Genomic DNA, 17,550 nt, shown 5'->3' with positions numbered 1-17,550 from the left:
TCATTCCCTCTTCTTTATTAAAAGAAGAGGGAGGTCAGAGTCAGTCGCCCTTCTTTAAATAAAGAAGGGGCAGGGGATGATTCAGGCCCAATTTGACTTATTGACGTTTTGGCTAAGTTCAGCTATATTCTGGGCCAACGTATCAATTAGATACGAATTTACCCAGAAAGGAGCGTGTCACCATGGTACAAATCAATCGCAAGAAAAACGAAACATTTGACGCTATGTTGCGCCGCTTCCAGCGTCGCTTTCAGTCCAGCGGCAAACAAATCGAAGCCAAAAAACGTCGTTTCCACGATGGCGGTCCAAACCGTAATGGTCGCCGCTTCGGGGCTCTTCGCCGCGAATTCATGAGTCAACAGTACGAATACCTCATGAAAACAGGTCAGCTCAAAGAAGAAAAACGCAAAAAAGGACGCCGTTAAACGCATCCAAGAAGCTAGAGATTAGCCACTAGGTTACTAGTCGTTAATAGCTAGCTTCTTTTGTTCTTATCCGTTAAAGTAGTTCATACTATGACCGTCATCGAACGTATTGACCAAGACTTAAAAGAAGCCATGAAGGCAAAAAGCGAACAGCGCCTTTCGGTGCTACGCATGGCTCGCACTTCGTTAAAAAACAAACAAATAGAAATGCAAAAAGATCTCGATGATCAAAGCGCCTTTGCTGTTTTGAAAACCATGATCAAGCAATATCAAGACGCGATCTCAGATTTTCAGACCGCAGGACGCCAAGACCTTGTAGAAAAACAACAGCAAGAAATCGATATCCTTTCTGCCTATTTACCCCCAGCAATGCCGGTAGAAGAAGTAGAAAAAATCGTGAAAGAAGCTGTTGCAGGTATGCAGGCAAGTGATATGGGTAAGGCCATGGGAGCGGCAATGAAGGCTGTGGATGGAAAGGCCGACGGAAACACTGTCAGAGCCATTGTCCAGAGACTGCTTTCGGAGTAAGATGTGTACATGTTTGGATCCCTCCTTCCCATGCTTTCGGATGGTTCCGTAAGAAGCACCGCACGATCACGGATGGCGAGTATTTTCGCTGTCGTGATTGCGGTGTTTTTTTGCGTCGCTTTTTTTGCCGCCCCATCCGCCGTCTTTGCACAAACCGTTGACCCAGGTCTCACCGAAGTTGGTGCTGCCACCGGTTTAGAAACGCAAACGGATCTTCCTACGATTATTGGTCGTATCATCAATATCTTTTTGGGTTTCATGGGTATCGTATTGCTCGTTATTATCATCTATGCAGGTTGGTTGTGGATGACGGCGGGTGGCAATAATGAACAAATCGAAAAAGCAAAACTCTGGATTCGTAACGGTATTATTGGGTTAATTATCATCGTTTCTTCTTTTGCGATCACCGCATTTGTTATCGGGCTTTTAGCGGGCGATGGTGGTCTTGGCGGCGGATCCGGTACAGGTGACCCGTTTGGTAATAATGGTGGATTTCCTGGTTCTGCCGGTGCGCTCGGTGCAGGGATCGTCGAGTCTCATATTCCGGCTCGTGATGCAACCGGTATTGCGCGTAATACAGCCATCGTTATCACCTTCAAAGAACCAATCAAGCTTTCAACCATGATTGCTGGTTATGACGACAATGGGACACCTTCAAATCTTGCTGATGATGCTGGTCGCACGACAACCATCGGCTTAAATGCGGACATTGTAAAAGTATATCCATCCGGTAAACGTGATCAGGCTTTATCCACAACCGAGGCGCGTGTAAGTTTTACCGACGATCGTCAGACCTTTGTGATTCGTCCCGTGCAATATCTCGGTAGCCCAACCGTAGACACGGATTATACGGTTGAGTTTGTTGGAGGATTAAACGGTTTGCGTCGAGAAGATAATTCAGCTGCATTCGGAGGGAGTTTTAGCGCAGGATATAAATGGCAATTTCAAGTATCGACCATCATCGATAATACGCCTCCACGTGTAACTTCGGTTATTCCTACTGACGGCGGCTCCTATGCGCCAAACGTGATTGTGCAAATGCAGTTTAGCGAAGCGGTTGATCCTGTTTCTGCATCAGGAATGTTTCAAAATGGTTCAGGATTTACCAATGTTCAGGTGACGGCTGGCGGGACAACGCGTCCTAATGGCTCATTTAAATTATCAAATCAATACCGAACCTTAGAATTTGTCACCGATCAAAGCTGTGGCACAAATTCTTGTGGTTCAACAATCTATTGTTTGCCTGCGAGCACGGCTATTGCTGTGGTCGCAAAAGCAGCAACCTTGAGTGATAATCCACCAACAGCTGCCGTATCAGGTTCTCTGTATGATGGTATTGTAGATCTTGCGAGCAATTCTTTAGATGGTAATGGCGATAATCAAGCCCAAGGTTCTGATAGCGATGCTGTAGCAGGTAATGATGACTACGGTTGGACATTTCAGACGACGGACAGACCAAACTTAGATGCTCCGGTTATTCGCTCAACAAATCCACGCGCCGGTGATGCTGGTGCTTCGAGTAATCTTTCAGTTGATGCAATGATTGATGCGACGTTTGATACGCCTTTACGTGCATCAACGGTCAATAGTGACGAAGTTGTTCTGCAGACAAATGAGCCAGCACGTATGGCGGATACTTTTTGGTGGTCGGCATCCTATCAACCGCTTACATCCGCAGGTTCTGTAGCAGGCGTTGGTGACACAACATCGCTTGGTAAGATTACGATCGATCATCGTCTCTTTGTTGCGGCTACTGGTACAGGCGCTACAGCAATTGTGCCGATTTATCAACCGGTGCTTAATTCTGGCATTCAGAATCTGTATCAAAATTGTTATGTACCAGCCGCATCCGTGAGCTGTGCTGCAAATACGCAAAATCCTAATTGCTGTAATGGTCGTCCACAAGCGGGTGGATGTGTTGCTCCTATAAGACTTCCGTAATTTCACATGAAAAACAAACGTTTATTGGGCTGGATCGCCCCACTTGCCGCCATCATCGTCATGATGGCTCTTGCTGTTTATGCGCCATCAGTTCTTGCGCAAACACAAGACACGCTTGGCCTCAACGAAGTGGGTCAAACGGTAAACCTATCAGGAACAGATCCGCGCACCATTATCGTGCGTATTATCAATGCAACACTCGGAATTATCGGAATCATTCTTGTTTTGATTATTTTGTATGCGGGTTTTACATGGATGACTTCTGGAGGAGATGCAGAAAAAATCGCAAAAGCAAAACGAACCCTTACCAATGCCGTTATCGGTTTAGTGATTATTTTGTCAGCATGGGGGATCACGGCTTTTGTTATTAGTACGTTATTGTCTGCTACCAATGGGAATAATGGTGGTAGTGGCGGCTCTGGTGGTTCTGGCTCCGGTGGTGGCTTAGGTGGGGGAGGCTCAAGCCAATCTTTTCAAGTTCAAAGCATAACACCTACGGGTTCAGTGCCTTTGCGTAATGTTGAGCCTCGTATCGTTTTTTCTCGCGAAGTAGATGCGACGAATGCTGATATTCAGGTTGTTAAAACATCGGATCAATCAGCTGTCGAAGGTGAGTGGTTGCTTATCGGTTCGGTAGCAACCTTTGTCCCTACGGCAACATGTCCAGCACCAAACGAAGATCGTAAATGTTTAGAGGCAAATACAGGTTTTACCATTCGTGTTGGAAGCGGTACGCGTTCAGTATCAGGACTCGCGATTACATGTGGCGGTTTTGCACCAGCATGTACAGCGGATTTTGAAACAGGTGATCTTGTGGATACACAAGCGCCAAGCGTTAGTCTTGTCACACCATTAAACGGAGCGATTTTTGTGCAGGGCGACTCGGTTTCTGTATCTGCTACAGCAACCGATGATTCGGGTATCTCAATGGCAGAAATTCTTTTAGACGGCAGCACGAGAGGTAATGCCGTTATTTCTGGCACTGATAATGGGGTTACGACGCTTTCTGGTCAGATTGACTCAACGATTTTAACACCAGGAAGCCACACGCTCTCTGTAAAAGTCTTTGATTTAGATTCAAACTTTACCAATTCAAATTCAATAACAATTACCGTTCGTCCTGCTTACTGTGCTGATGGTTTATTGAATGGTGATGAAACGGCGATTGATTGTGGAGGATCTTGCGGCGCTTGCTCAGGCACTAGTTGTACTGGTAATAGCGATTGTTCTTCGGGCGCTTGTGTGAATAATATCTGTGTCGATGCGCCGCTCATTACAGGTATCTCACCTCTAGATGGTCGCCCAGGAACCGTCGTGTCAATTACGGGTCGTGGATTTGGTAATTCGCCTGGAACCGTTCGCTTTACGAATGGTGTCGTGGCGCAACCGGCGCAGGCTTGTCTTGCAAGCGGTGTTGCAACGTGGACGAGTAATTCAATTCTTGTAGAGGTACCTGCTGGCGCTGAGACGGGTGGACTTGATGTGCAACATGCAACAAATAATCTTACGGATTCTTCAATTGATACAAACGGTCCTGTTTTAGAGCCTTTTGTTGTTAATGATGTTGCTCATCCTGCGATATGTCAGATTTCACCAGACTCAGGTTTTAGTGGTGATCGTATCGAGATTCGTGGTATTGGCTTTGGTGCAACAGCCGGAAAAGTCTTTTTTGCTGATCGCGAAGCATCAACCGTGCAAACATGGTCCGACACATCGATTATTTTAAATACCCCTGTTTATACTCCGGCAAACTATCCGGTTTCTGTCGTATCAAACAATATCTCTTCAAATCAACGAGCCTTTAGAATCGATACGAGAACAGCTGCATCAGCGCCAAAAATTAATAGTATTACGCCGGATCGTGGTGCTATCGGGCAATATATTACCCTTCAAGGTACGGACTTTGGTAATACGGTAGGTAAGGTAACCTTTAAACGTGCTGATGGTGCAACGGGTATTGCAGATACAAATTTTCCAGCAGCTTGTGGTACAGGCTTTTGGTCAAATACAGCGGTCACCGTTAAGGTTCCTGCAAATGTCAGTGCGGGTATTGGAAACGAAGCAGTTGCTCCTGGGCCTTATACTGTTGTTCTTGAGCGTTCTGATGCTGTCGCATCTTCGGCGGCGAGCTTTGTGGTTGAGAGTGGTACGCCTACTCCTGGTATTTGTGCGATTCGCCCAGCATCAGGTCCTGTTGGAACACCTATCGACGTCGTTGGTGAGAATTTTTCAAATGCTGGTCAACTTACCTTTACGGGTACAGGCACCGCGCGCGTTGATGCAACAGTTGAAAGCGGGGATTGGACGAGTCAGACGGTTTCGTCTTTTGTGCCAGCGGGTTCACGAACGGGCAATGTGTCGGTAGCCGTCAATGCCGTAAACTCAAATGCGGTGCCTTTTGCCGTGCAAAGCTGTCAAGAAAATGCCGGTATTTGTGGTGCAAGCGAACAATGTTGTGCTTCAGGTGCTTGTTCGGTTGGTGGTGTCTGTGCGGCTGCTGTTACATCGGCTCAATTTGCTTGGACGGTTTCTACGGGTATTATCCCGGTTAATCCTTTGGTTATCGAAGAATGTAGCCAAAATAAACCTCCATCACCTTCGCCATGGAGTAACCATCAAGGCGGAAATAATGTTTGTGTAAATAGTGACGTGTATTTGCGCTTTAATACTCATCTAGATGAGACAAGCATTGTAGGGACCGGCTCATCCCGTACCATTCAGCTTTATCGTTGTACAGGATCAGGTGCTGACGCTTGTGTCACAAAAGAGTTGGTTGATTTTGCCCCAAACTACCCACGAGTAGGTACTAATGGTGACGAAGGATATATTCAAGCACAGGTTGTTGGTGGTACTTGGATCGAACAATCAACCTATCAAGTTGTTCTTACTACAGGCATCTTGTCCTCAACAGGTATTCCAATGGCAGAAAATACCGAGTGTGGCGCTGGTAATGCATACTGTTTTACGTTTAAAACACGTAACGAAGCGGATGTTTGTCTCTTAGGAAGTATTGATGTATTGCCAAATACAGCAGAGATGAGCACCTTAAATGAAACACGTGACTATACCGTTATTGGTTATCCAAGAGAGGATGCTTGTATCGTGATGAACTGGAATGGTCTTACGTATACAGCACAATGGTCTACTTCAGATGGTCGTGCATCTATCACAAATACTATTGATGGCCAAACACAGTCTCTTGATCAAGTTGCAACAGGTCTTGCTGATACGGGTAATGACCCTGTCAAAGTTGAGCTTGCTATCGTACTTGGTGGTGAAGATTATCTTGATACAGCCGATCTCTATATTCGTCCACAGCCTCCAACAATAGTTAATTATGGTCCGGGTTGTGACAGCGCCTGTAGCAATGCTGCCGTATGGGCTGAGTTCAGTGTGCCAATGAATGCCGCTTCTGTAGCAAATGCCTTTGAAGTACGTCGTTGTACCAATGAAAATTGCCGCACCTTTGATCAAATTTGGATGCCAAGTCAATTACCTTCGGCAACGCTTTCGGCGGTACCTGGCTCAAATGATCCAAAGCTACGTTTTGCAAAGCTAGACATGTTGGATAACCAAGGCAATACACTGCTTCAACGTGGTAAGTTCTATAAAGTTACGGTTCGTGGTGGTACTTTGCAGGGTGTGCGATCGGTTGATGGCTTACTCCTTACCGACTTAAATAGCCCTGAGGGATATACATGGACCTTCCGTGTAAAAGACTCAGATGACACGATGTGCGGTATTGCGGCTGTTGATGTTTCGCCGATGAAAAAGATCGAAACAGTTGTTGGTCAACGACAATTGTTTGCGGCAAGCACAAAATCCGCTCCTGATAGCTGTTCACAAAAAGGACAGATCCTCTCAAATAACCAGTCTTACAATTGGTCTATTGATCAAAGCGGTGACGTAAGTCGCTTTATTAATGGTGGTAACGGAAACGCTCCTTCTACAGGCTTGGTGAGTACATCAAAAAATCGTGCAGCAGGTTGTACAGACCGTTGTATCCAAACCGGTGCTACAGGTGTCGCAGGAAAAACGGCTTCTTGCGGAAACCGTATCGTCGAAACAAAAAATGCCGCCTACTGTATTAATGGGCGTACGATTTTTGGAGATAATTGTGTCATCTTGTCTGCAGATGCTATAGGTGGCGAAGAGTGTGACGAAGGTTCAGAAACAGCAACCTGTTCTTCGCAGTGTCTTTGGAAGCCTTCAGCGAGCGCACAATGTGGTAATGGAACTATTGATCGTGGGGAGCAATGTGACCCAGGTCCAAATGGTACACCGGGCTGTTCAGCAGATTGTCAGGTATTGGGAGCAAACGAAGGTGGTTCTACTTGTGGTAATGGAGACATTGCTGACGGGGAGTCTTGTGATGACGGTAATACGCGTAGCGGTGACGGCTGTAGCAGTATTTGTACCAACGAAGGATCAACAGCGGTTGTTGCGCTTTGTGGCAATGGTATTCAAGAAGCCGGTGAGACCTGTGAAAAAATCGGCGGTGTATGGCCTATCGCAGGCTGTGATGCAAACACCTGTCTCAAGACGGGTACGCAAGCATGTACCAGTACCAGTATCGGTGCTTGTTGTGGCAACGGTAATACAGATCTTACTGCAGGCGAAACCTGCGATGACGGAAATTCAGTAGCAGGTGACGGCTGTTCGAGTAGTTGTCTCTTAGAGGGTTCGTCTGCATCCTATATCAACCCTTCTTTCTGTGGTGATGGTGTCACAGGTATCGGTGAATCCATTATGTGTGAAAGTGCAGGTGCTGGTACAAGCCCAGATGCCATTCAGCTAGCTGAAATCGTAGGCGAAGCCAACCCAGATGCAAGCGGACTTATGAGCTCGGTGCTAAACGCAACCGTCACACAAAAAACAGGTTCAGCGGTCTATGGGTTAAAATGTGGTTATACGACGGAGCTGTCTTGTCCTAGTGGGACTGGCCTTGATCAATCGGGTTGCTGTGCGCCACGTCCGGATATTGTCTCGGCGACACCAGCTTCAGGCGCAACGGGTGTATGTCGCAATACAGCTTTCACTCTTAAGTTCAATACGCTAATGGATGAGCAGTCTATTACGAATCATTTGATTATTACTGAAGTACATTCAGGTACTGCGTGTCCTGCTGGTCTTGAGGATGTCACTATCGTACAAGCTTCTCCGCAAGGTTGGTTTGCAAAAATCAAAAACTGGGTAACCGCGTTCTTTGTAAAGCCAGCTCAAGCGGATGTGTATTGTGCAGGCAGTGTAAAAGGAACGATTTCTACAACAGAATCAAATGGTCAAACGACGGCATACTTGTATATCTCTTCGGCATTAAAAGCGAATACACAATACGGTGTATTGGTACGTGGCGACGTAAATCTTACGGATAACCCAGATGGTAAAACGGGCATTATGTCTAAGCGCGGTGTTGTAATGTCAGGATCACAATTCTGGCCATTTACTACAGGTGCAAGCATTTGTACGATATCGGATATTCGTGTTTCGGATACAAACGTTGATTCACCAGCTACCTTTACAAAAGTAAACGAGACCCATCGGTACAATGCTCAAGTTGTTTCGGTTCAGGCAGGGTCCGCTTCGCTCTTGTCACCTGTTACAGAATATAATTGGGAGTGGCAGCCATGGAGCTCTTCTGAAGAGCCGGTATTCTCTGTTGCTGGTATCGCCGGAAATCAGGTCGGTGGCACACAGGCAGATGTTTCTTCAAAAGACAAGATGGGAAGCTCGTATATTTCAGCTGAGTTACGTATTACAAACGATGCCGTCACAACACCTTCGTCAACAAATCAAATTATTCGAGGAGCATTATTGAGTACAGCTCTTCTTTGTGAAAATCCATGGCCAGCACGTAATCTGGGTGCATTTGCTGATGTAGAAAACTCTGATGCTCTTGCTCATTATGCTCCTGAAATAGCTAATGGCCCAACATTCTTTAACTTCTCTACGATGTATTGTCGCGATGGAGAGAGTCTTGATCTCACAGCAGATGATCTACCTTCGATGAATGCTGTTCATGTGGAGCTATCAAATGCTGATCGTGCACAAGGTGTATTACGTCAATATCTTCTTAGTTTTGATACAGCTAGCTCACCAGAATTAGCAGGGGATGGTATCGGTATTCGTGTGATGTCTAATCCACTGCACTTAAATATACGTGATTGGTTTGCATCAAAAGGGTTCTCGGGTTCACCGCAGTCAGCAACGGTCGATGGTTACGAGGCACTCAAAGATGGAGCTACTGTTTATGTTTCGGCAGCAAATACAAACGATCTTGCTAATGGCGACGTTTATCCAAATATCTACATCATTTCACGTAACCCCGATGCAAGTAAGATCACGCAAGGTATTTTTGATCAGCTTGTTGCAAACTTCTTCTTAAACGCAAATCTTCAAGATGATGTTCAAAATGCTTGTGAATATGCCATCGCTGAACCAGGTCATTCGGTAAGCGAAACCTATCGTGAAAACGGTGCTCGCGTCACTTGTACGGCAGATTGGGAGTGTTTACAAAAGAATACCAATCTACGTTGTGCGAGCTTTAAGCCTAAGTTACAGCGTGATCTTAAGCGTATCGCCGATATTTCTCGCATGAGTAATAATCTTGAGCTTACAAAAGAGCAAAACGGCACCTATCCAACGCTTGATAGTGGTAGCTTTATTCAGGGTATGTCGACGAGTCGTTGGCCGAGCTGGCAAACCGTCTTTGGTGATAACGGTGCTACGGATCCTGTAAATCGCTTCTTGTCTTGTGGATTCTGTTCTACGTCACAATCAGCGTGTATGACCGATTCAGATTGTGGTACTGGTCAAACTTGTAATGTACCTGCAAATCAAACAGGCCTCGAGGCGACAACGTGTTGGAACACAATCTCAAAGAGATATATGTGTCCTGTTTTGAATACCTCGTCACCACAAGCATCGGTATCACGTATTTATCAATATCGTGCCGTAGATGGTGGCCGTCGATTCGAACTCGGAACAGAGCTCGAAGCAGCAGATGCCTCACGTTATGTGCCATCACTACAAACAGAAGCTAAGCGTTGTACAAATATCGATAGCCCTTGTTCTGTTGATGCGAATTGTACCGTTACAAGCCCAACGGGCGCTCAAGTTTCTACGGGTCAATGTCTCACGGTTGGTGGCACTTGGAAGTACAGCGGTATTTGCCAAGGTACCGAGTACGGCCAAGACGATGTTTGTGGTAATGGTGTTATCGGTACAAACGAAGTCTGTGAAGTAGGGGATACGCGTGGCGCTTCTTGTTCTACAGCCTCCGGTGCAGCAGGGACAAAACTACAAGTCTGTAACGATTGTAAAGGCTTTGTTGATTCATCAAATGCTACCTGTGTTGCACAAAGCATGTGTGGCAATGGTCGTATTGACCGTGCACAGTGTCTTGGTGGTGAGGGGTTAAAGTATGGTCAAGCATGTACTAACGCAGGCAATGCAGCCGAATGTCAGTCACCGGGTGATCCGGTAGGTTCGAATATCACATGTACAGAACTACCTACTCTCGAAGTTTGTGATGACGGAAGTGCGCTTAATGGTACCTATGGTCGCTGTAATCGTACCTGTACAGGCTATGATAGTTACTGTGGTGACAACAAATTAGCACCGGGTGAGCTCTGCGATTTGGGTAATCGTAATGGTGAGTATTGTGGCCCGGGTTGTAATGCGGCATTAACCTGTTCTCAATCATGTCAGGGTGTTGCGCCATTTTGTGGTGATAATAAAGTCGACGCTCCGTATGAGAAGTGCGATGGTAATGTCGAAACAACAAAAGAAGGCTGTTCTCCTGTGAAATATTGTACCGTTAAAACTCCAGAGAATAACTTTGTTTCGTGTAATACAAATAGCGATTGTGCCTCTGTAGGCGGTACTTGCGCAGAGTACGAAACACAAAATATGCGTGTTTGTACGTCTCCAGGCTTGCAGAATCAGTGTCAATTTGCTGACTGGTCTGGCTGTAAACCAGTCGGCTCTTGTGGAGACGGTAACGTCGACCAAGGCGAAGAATGCGATGACGGTAATCGTAGCGATACCGACACGTATACAAATTCGTGTAAAAAGAATATTTGTGGTGACGGAAAAATTAACGCAGGCGTTGAGCAATGTGATCTCGGCTCACAAAACGGTGGCGCATGTCCAGATGGTGCCGACTATGGTTCAACGTGTCTCGCCTGTACGACTTCTTGTCAGCAAGTAGCGCAGTCAGGTGGGTACTGTGGCAATGGACGTGTTGATGAAAATAGCCCAGAGCAATGTGAAGCAGGTGTTGCTATTGATCCAAATGTAAGCTGTAAGGCGCTTGGGTATGACTTTGCGAATCGTCAGGTGAGTGGACGTGATGAAATTACTTGTAACAATACGTGTCAGTATTCTGGTTGTGCTAAATGTTCGGATGCAATTGGAGACGGTGTGATTGAAGGTCAGGTGCTTGATGCGTTGTATCGATATTACCCTATACCTGGAGCACGCGTTACACTCTTTAGCCGTGGGCTTCGTGTTAAGGATGTGATAGCAGATAAAGATGGCAAATATAGATTTGAAAACATTCTGAAAAATCCCGCATGTTCAAGCTACAAAATCGTGGTCGATTATTACAAAGACAATATTTGTACGGGGTCAAAACCGGAAGACCTTTTAATGGATGTGATGGACAGCCTTGGGGTGTATTGAAATACACAGTAAACAATAGCCCATACAGAATGCCTATCCCTGGGACAAACCCTGTTAAATTTACAGATTATGATCCAGCAATAAGCCCAGATGAACCATTCAAAAATATCCCAGAACCAGATGAGGGAGCTAATGGAGGTTACTGGCCATATGAATCAAATCAATTTTCGTTCAATAGTAGATCGGAGATTGCAAAGTTATATCTTGCGCCAAAAGTAGCTCAAAACGAAACCTACGTTATTCTTGATGGTACTGAGACTAGTGGTAATGAGCATCTAACCCAATACTTTACAAATAGGTTGTACTTGCCACCAAGTATGGGGCATCGTGATGGTAATGACGTAGCTTATGGTACTCGCTTATCAGCTAGTCCTTACAAGTTTGAGCCAAGTCACCCATGTAATTGGACATCGCAAAATAATCAAGACAATATTGATTGTTTCCGTGATTTTTATAGAGGAGATATGAATATAGATCTAGGGCATTGGCCACATGCCTATCTGGCTTGTTATACGCCTTGGTCACAAAAAGATAAGGTAAGTCCAGGTAGATATGTGTTACCAGATAATGCGTCTCCAAATGATAATTCAAATATAAATTTACACTGTAATTATCCATTTGGAATATCTAATTCTTTCCCACGTACAGACGCCTATCGTAGAGACCCTAGCTGGAATACAGGCACGGGCAACTATCAATATATCGTAGATTTCACTTATAAGACTGAGTATAATGATGGGACGTTCAGATTGCGTTACCCTGAAACCTATGCAGGATTGTTAGGGCTACGTGTTCGTGTGATCACATCGCAAAATATGTATACTCTAAATTATAAAGATATTGCGTCAAAGACATCGTGTGGTATAGGTACGTCTACGGACGTTCATGCGTGGCATGTCTTTTCACAGAACGAAAAAACAGGGGATATAACAATACAGAACAAGCTTATCAATTCTCAATGCCGGGTCACTGGAGAGGATTCTGGAGTGACGTACCTAAATTTCAGGGATGCAAGATAAAGTAATATGATCAATACAATCAACAAAAAAAACGTTTTTATCTTAACAGTGGTTACAGGAATTTCATTATTGTTGACGGGTATCTATTGGCTTAGAAATAGAGAGATAGCCGATGAAGGAGTGTCGGTTACGGTATCTGATGTCATATCTGGCACAAATAAAGCAACCTCAACGAATGATATACCGGTCTTGTCCGTGGAGAGGATAGCTAATCCGCCAAGCGAAGGGTTTTATACAGAAGGTCATGTAGAAGCTACTGAAGAAAACATTGCTACCACCATCAATGAACAATTAGCAAAAGCAGCCCTAAATCCACAGCCAGATGTATTAGAAGAGGTAAACAGTGATTTAAATGTGGATGAATCTAATAGCATAGATAGCTCGCTTGACTCAGACTCCGACTCCATCCCCGACACCGAAGAAGCCCGCTACGGCACCGATCCAAATAAGGCTGATACCGATGGTGATGGCTTCAATGATGCGGATGAAATCAAAAACGGGTATAATCCATTAGGAGAGGGAGATGCGCTGTATCAACCTGTATAATCAACGAATAAACGCCTATGAATCCGCCAAACAATTTACCATTTGCACCCGACGATGTATCGGACGAAGCATTAGAATCCATGGCAGCACCTGAGCCAACTCAGGTAGCAACACCTAGACCAGCATCAAACTCACCGACACCAACGCCGGTGCGCCCTTTGCCTGATGCGCTTAATGCTCCTGCGCCTGTTGCAGCTCAACGTCCAGAAATTCAGTCTATGCCTACGGAGGCTATGACAGATAAAGACATGTCTTCAAAGCCACAAGAGCCAGAAGATATGTTTGCGGATTCTGCGCCAACCCGTGCTCCTGTGCGTACACCGGTGATGCCTGCAATGGCGCCAGTACCGTCATCAACGGGCCCATCTATGGTGAAGGTCGCGCTACTTGCTTTATTGATTTTGGTTTTACTAGGTGGAGCTGCTTTTGGTATCTATACATTGATCAATAAAAACTCTAATGACACAACGTTAAAAGATCCTGTTGTAAACACCGTTCCACAGGCGACAACAACAAATGTGGTAACACCTATCCCAACTACGCCAACGAGTAATGAGACTACGTCAACGGATACAGAGGTTGATACAACAAAGGGCGGATTAACATTACCACCTCCGGTCACGATCCCTCCTTCTGGCGTTAATATCCCTTTACCATCCACATCAACACCTGTAGTGGTACCATCACCATCTACAACGAGCGTTGTTGATACTGATAAGGACGGTTTATCTGATCAACAAGAGATCGAGCTAGGCTTAGATCCAAATAATCCAGATTCTGACGGTGATGGTTTAACAGATGGTGATGAAAATAAAATTTACGGCACCAATCCTTTAAATAGAGATACCGATAAAGATACATATCCGGATGGTGACGAGGTTAAGAATGGTTATAATCCCCGTGGAGACGGAAAGTGCGCTACACCAACGTGTGAGGTGCCAAAACTCAACCCCTAATGTATGAATCCCTTTGAAGCGACAAAAGCGCCCACAGAAGCGCCATCGTCACCAAAACGATCCCCAGAGATCGTGGTGATGCCGGAGAAATACTACGGCGTCGCTTTAAAGATGGATGCGCGCGAAATGGAGGCCAAAGAAGCAACACCAACACCTGCTCCCGCTACACCACCGCCACCACCAAAGCCAAAACAGGCTTTGGTTCCTATGGCAGAAGAAAAGCCTTCGCCTTGGCCATATATTGCTCTTGCGCTGATTATTTTGCTTTTGATCGGTGGTGGTTTTGCTTATGTAAATCGCGAAGCGCTTTTTGGTAAAAAAGAACCTATTGTAACAACGCCTCCCGTTATTGAAACTCCTGTAAAGTCACCTCCACAAACGCCAGCAAATATCATGGCGACATCAGTGAGTGGTACACAAGCTATTACCTTAACTTGGTTGGATGCAACCAATGACGAAACAGGTTTCCGTTTAGAGCGCGCTACGGCGGATGGAGCTTTTGCTATTTTGACGAATCTACCTGCAAATAGCACATCTTTTCTTGATGTAAGTGTTTCGGCTGGTTTGAGTTATCGATATCGTATTTCTGCTGTTAACGAAGGCGGGGCTTCTCCTGCTTCTGCAGAAGCATTAGCGACGGTAGCTTCGGCGCAACCCGTGACGCCGTCTTTGCCACCTGGAGGACTTGATTCTGACTCGGATGGTTTGTCTGATAGCGAGGAGCTTGTCTTCTCAACAGATCCTCGTAATCCCGATACGGATCGTGATGGGTTCTTAGATGGTAACGAAGTATTCCATCTTTATAATCCTGCGGCACAAGCACCAGTAAAAATTTTAGATACAACCTTAGTAAAATCGTTTAAAGGCTCGATTGGTTGGTCGATTATCGTGCCATCCGCTTGGACGAGCTCGATGGATATCGCGGATGGCGAGAGAGCAAGTATTGTTACGGGACAAGGAGAAAGATTTTTGATCGAGGTAGTACCAAATACACAGCAGCTCTCGGCAAAAGATTGGTATCTTACAAAAAGTCCTACAACAACGGCTGATATGTTGCGTTCATTAACCACAAAGCAAGGTCTAGAGGGGATTTTGAGCCCAGATCGCTTAGAGGCGGTATTCACCTGGGGAGAACGCGTCTTTATCTTCAAATACAATCCAGATAGTAAGCCGTATATCAATTACCGCACGATTTATGAGATGATGTTGAACTCGCTAGAGCTCGAAGGCGCACCGGTACAAATGATCCCTCCAGAAGAATCTTTGTTAAATGGTCCTGGTGATGTTGTGGGTGCTACAACTACCACTACAGCAATAACAGAAAATACCGTCACGACAACAAGTACCGTCGATATTCCTAATGTCACAACAACATCACCATGATCCAATTCACACGAGTTACGGCTTTGCCAAAAGTGCTTTCTGAACGCGATATCACGCGCGCTGCAGAATTATTATCAAAAAAATTAAAAATACGAAAGGCAACCTTAGTGAGTCTTTCTTTTGTCACGCCAAAACGAATTCAGACATTAAATAAGCAGTATCGCAAGATAAATAAACCTACAGATGTGCTTTCATTTAACGCAGATCCAGCGATGCAATCACCCGTAGAATTTGAGTTAGGGGATATTGTTATTTGTCCTTCTTATGCCACAAGAGAAGCCAAGCGTCGTGCTATCTCAGCACGAGAAGAATTGCTTCGATTGATGATCCATGGGGTTTTACACCTTAAGGGATACGATCATGCTACTGAAGATGAGGAGATGGTGATGTTTCGCTTGCAAGAAGAGCTCCTAGAGAGGATCATGAACGTATGAACGGACGCAGTCTTTGGCGTAGCTTTCAGAATGCTTTACGAGGGATCGTAACTGCTTTTAGAACAGAGCGTAATTTTCGTATCCACAGCCTTGCTGCCGTCTTGGTAGTAATTGTTGTTTTTGCCTTGCCTTTTGAGCTTTGGGAGAGATTCGCGCTCTTGCTTGTGACAGTGCTTGTGCTCGTGCTAGAATTGGCGAACAGTAGTTTAGAACGCTTGGTAGATCTCGCGAAGCCACGCCTGCATGAATATGCCGGTGAAGTAAAGGATTTAATGGCCGCTTCGGTATTGATTGCCTCCGTTTTTGCCCTTTGTGTCGGCATTTTTATTGCCGGACCACGGGTTATTGATGTCGTATTTTCACTATGAGAGATCGCTTTATTGCCGCCATTGACCTAGGAAGTTCCGCAATCCGTCTTGCCGTTGGGCAAGTGACGGTAGATTCGGATCGCCGCGAAATTCTCTCAATGATTGGAGCGGACGAGGTATTGTCCGTAGGTATTTCGAAAGGCGCCGTTCAGTCTTTGGATGATGTAACAAGCGCTGTATCAGCTGTTTTGGATCGTGTTGAACGTAATATTGGTATTCCTGTTACAGAGGTCTATGTAGGTGTTGGTGGGGCACAAGTACAAGTAAAGCCAACAAAAGGCGTTGTCGGTATTTCTAATCCAGACGGTATTCGCGAAGAAGACTATCGTCGCGTGCTTGAGCATGCGGCTCAAAGTTCTCACTCTGCAAATTACGAAGTCTTACATCGTTTACCACAGAGATTCACCATTGATGGGCAACAATCCATTAAAGATCCTGTTGGTATGCAAGGCGCTCGTCTTGAAGCAGAGGTCTGTGTTATTCAGGGTCTCGTTGGACATGTGCGTAATATTACGCAATCTGTCATGCGTACCAATGTTGATGTTACTGGGCTTGTTTTTTCTCCACTCGCAACAGCAGAGGCATTTTTAACACCACGTCAACGCGATTTGGGTTCAGCGCTCGTTAATATTGGTGCCACTACAACATCTCTCGCTGTTTTTGAAGACGGAGAGCTATTACACGCGGTCATTTTGCCTATTGGTTCTGATCACGTTACGCGAGATATTGCGCTTGGATTACAAACTTCATTAGAGGTGGCAGAGCAATGTAAGTGGCATTTTGTGCATGGTGTTTCAGAAAATATGTCCAATACGGAGGCGATTGATCTGCAAGAGCTGGGTGCGCCAGAATCTGAATTTGCTTACCCGCGTTATATTTCAGATATCGCTGTTGCGCGTTTAGAAGAAATTTTTGAAAAAATAGAAGAAGAGCTCCAAAAAATTGGCCGTTCAGGAATGTTATCGGCTGGTGTTGTTATCACGGGCGGTGGCGCAAAAACACGTGGTATTGTAGACGTAGCGCGACGAGTATTGCGCTTACCAGCTGTTGTCGCTTCAGGCTCCACTATCCACACGCCACTTATCGAAATCGCAAAAGATCCTGCCTATGCTACGGTAATCAGTCTCTTGCAATGGGGATACGAAGATGAGCGTGGTGCTCAAGGTATTCGCTCAAGTGCTGTTGCAAGTGGTGACCAATTGCTAAAAAAGGTCGGCGGACCACTAAAAAAGATCTTTAAATCGTTCATTCCATAGGTAATCCCC

Annotated in this window: 11 protein-coding genes; all 11 read left to right on the top strand. The window is 45.4% G+C overall.

The genetic code is table 11. The features are described from left to right. The first annotated feature begins 182 nt into the window (after positions 1-182). The 11 genes from H6759_03850 to ftsA all read left to right on the top strand — a co-directional run bounded on the left by H6759_03850 (position 183) and on the right by ftsA (position 17,541). Positions 183-425 carry a 30S ribosomal protein S21 gene (locus tag H6759_03850; protein ID USN52140.1) on the top strand — a complete coding sequence of 81 codons (243 nt, stop codon included), beginning with the start codon at positions 183-185 and terminating at the stop codon, positions 423-425. 90 nt (positions 426-515) lie between these two features. Next, positions 516-953 (top strand): GatB/YqeY domain-containing protein, encoded by a 438-nt coding sequence (locus tag H6759_03845; protein USN52139.1) that lies wholly within the window; start codon positions 516-518, stop codon positions 951-953. Between the two features lie 9 nt (positions 954-962). After that, positions 963-2,894, top strand: a complete 1,932-nt coding sequence (locus tag H6759_03840; protein ID USN52138.1) for an Ig-like domain-containing protein — start codon at positions 963-965, stop codon at positions 2,892-2,894. Between the two features lie 6 nt (positions 2,895-2,900). Then, positions 2,901-11,579: an IPT/TIG domain-containing protein gene (locus H6759_03835; protein USN52137.1), complete on the top strand. Its 8,679-nt coding sequence runs from the start codon at positions 2,901-2,903 to the stop codon at positions 11,577-11,579. Then, positions 11,471-12,598: a hypothetical protein gene (locus H6759_03830; protein USN52136.1), complete on the top strand. Its 1,128-nt coding sequence runs from the start codon at positions 11,471-11,473 to the stop codon at positions 12,596-12,598. The genes H6759_03835 and H6759_03830 overlap by 109 nt, the downstream gene beginning before the upstream one ends. 6 nt (positions 12,599-12,604) lie before the next feature. Further along, positions 12,605-13,144, top strand: coding sequence for a hypothetical protein (locus H6759_03825; protein ID USN52135.1), 540 nt, complete (start codon positions 12,605-12,607; stop codon positions 13,142-13,144). 17 nt (positions 13,145-13,161) lie between these two features. Continuing rightward, positions 13,162-14,100 carry a hypothetical protein gene (locus H6759_03820; protein ID USN52134.1) on the top strand — a complete coding sequence of 313 codons (939 nt, stop codon included), beginning with the start codon at positions 13,162-13,164 and terminating at the stop codon, positions 14,098-14,100. 3 nt (positions 14,101-14,103) lie between these two features. After that, on the top strand, positions 14,104-15,483 hold the full coding sequence (locus tag H6759_03815) for a fibronectin type III domain-containing protein (GenBank protein ID USN52133.1): 1,380 nt from the start codon (positions 14,104-14,106) through the stop codon (positions 15,481-15,483). Beyond that, positions 15,480-15,917: an rRNA maturation RNase YbeY gene (ybeY, locus tag H6759_03810; GenBank protein USN52132.1), complete on the top strand. Its 438-nt coding sequence runs from the start codon at positions 15,480-15,482 to the stop codon at positions 15,915-15,917. Before H6759_03815 ends, ybeY begins: the two co-directional genes overlap by 4 nt. Continuing rightward, complete coding sequence (locus tag H6759_03805) at positions 15,914-16,285, top strand: diacylglycerol kinase (GenBank protein USN52131.1); 372 nt, start codon at positions 15,914-15,916, stop codon at positions 16,283-16,285. Before ybeY ends, H6759_03805 begins: the two co-directional genes overlap by 4 nt. Next, positions 16,282-17,541: a cell division protein FtsA gene (ftsA, locus tag H6759_03800; protein USN52130.1), complete on the top strand. Its 1,260-nt coding sequence runs from the start codon at positions 16,282-16,284 to the stop codon at positions 17,539-17,541. Before H6759_03805 ends, ftsA begins: the two co-directional genes overlap by 4 nt. The last annotated feature ends 9 nt before the right edge of the window (positions 17,542-17,550 follow it).

It is taken from the genome of Candidatus Nomurabacteria bacterium (genome assembly GCA_023898425.1).
GTDB lineage: Bacteria > Patescibacteriota > Patescibacteriia > 2-12-FULL-60-25 > 2-12-FULL-60-25 > HK-STAS-PATE-2.
Note: the sequence above shows the minus strand (reverse complement) of the source record. Positions and strands in the feature narration are given on the sequence as shown.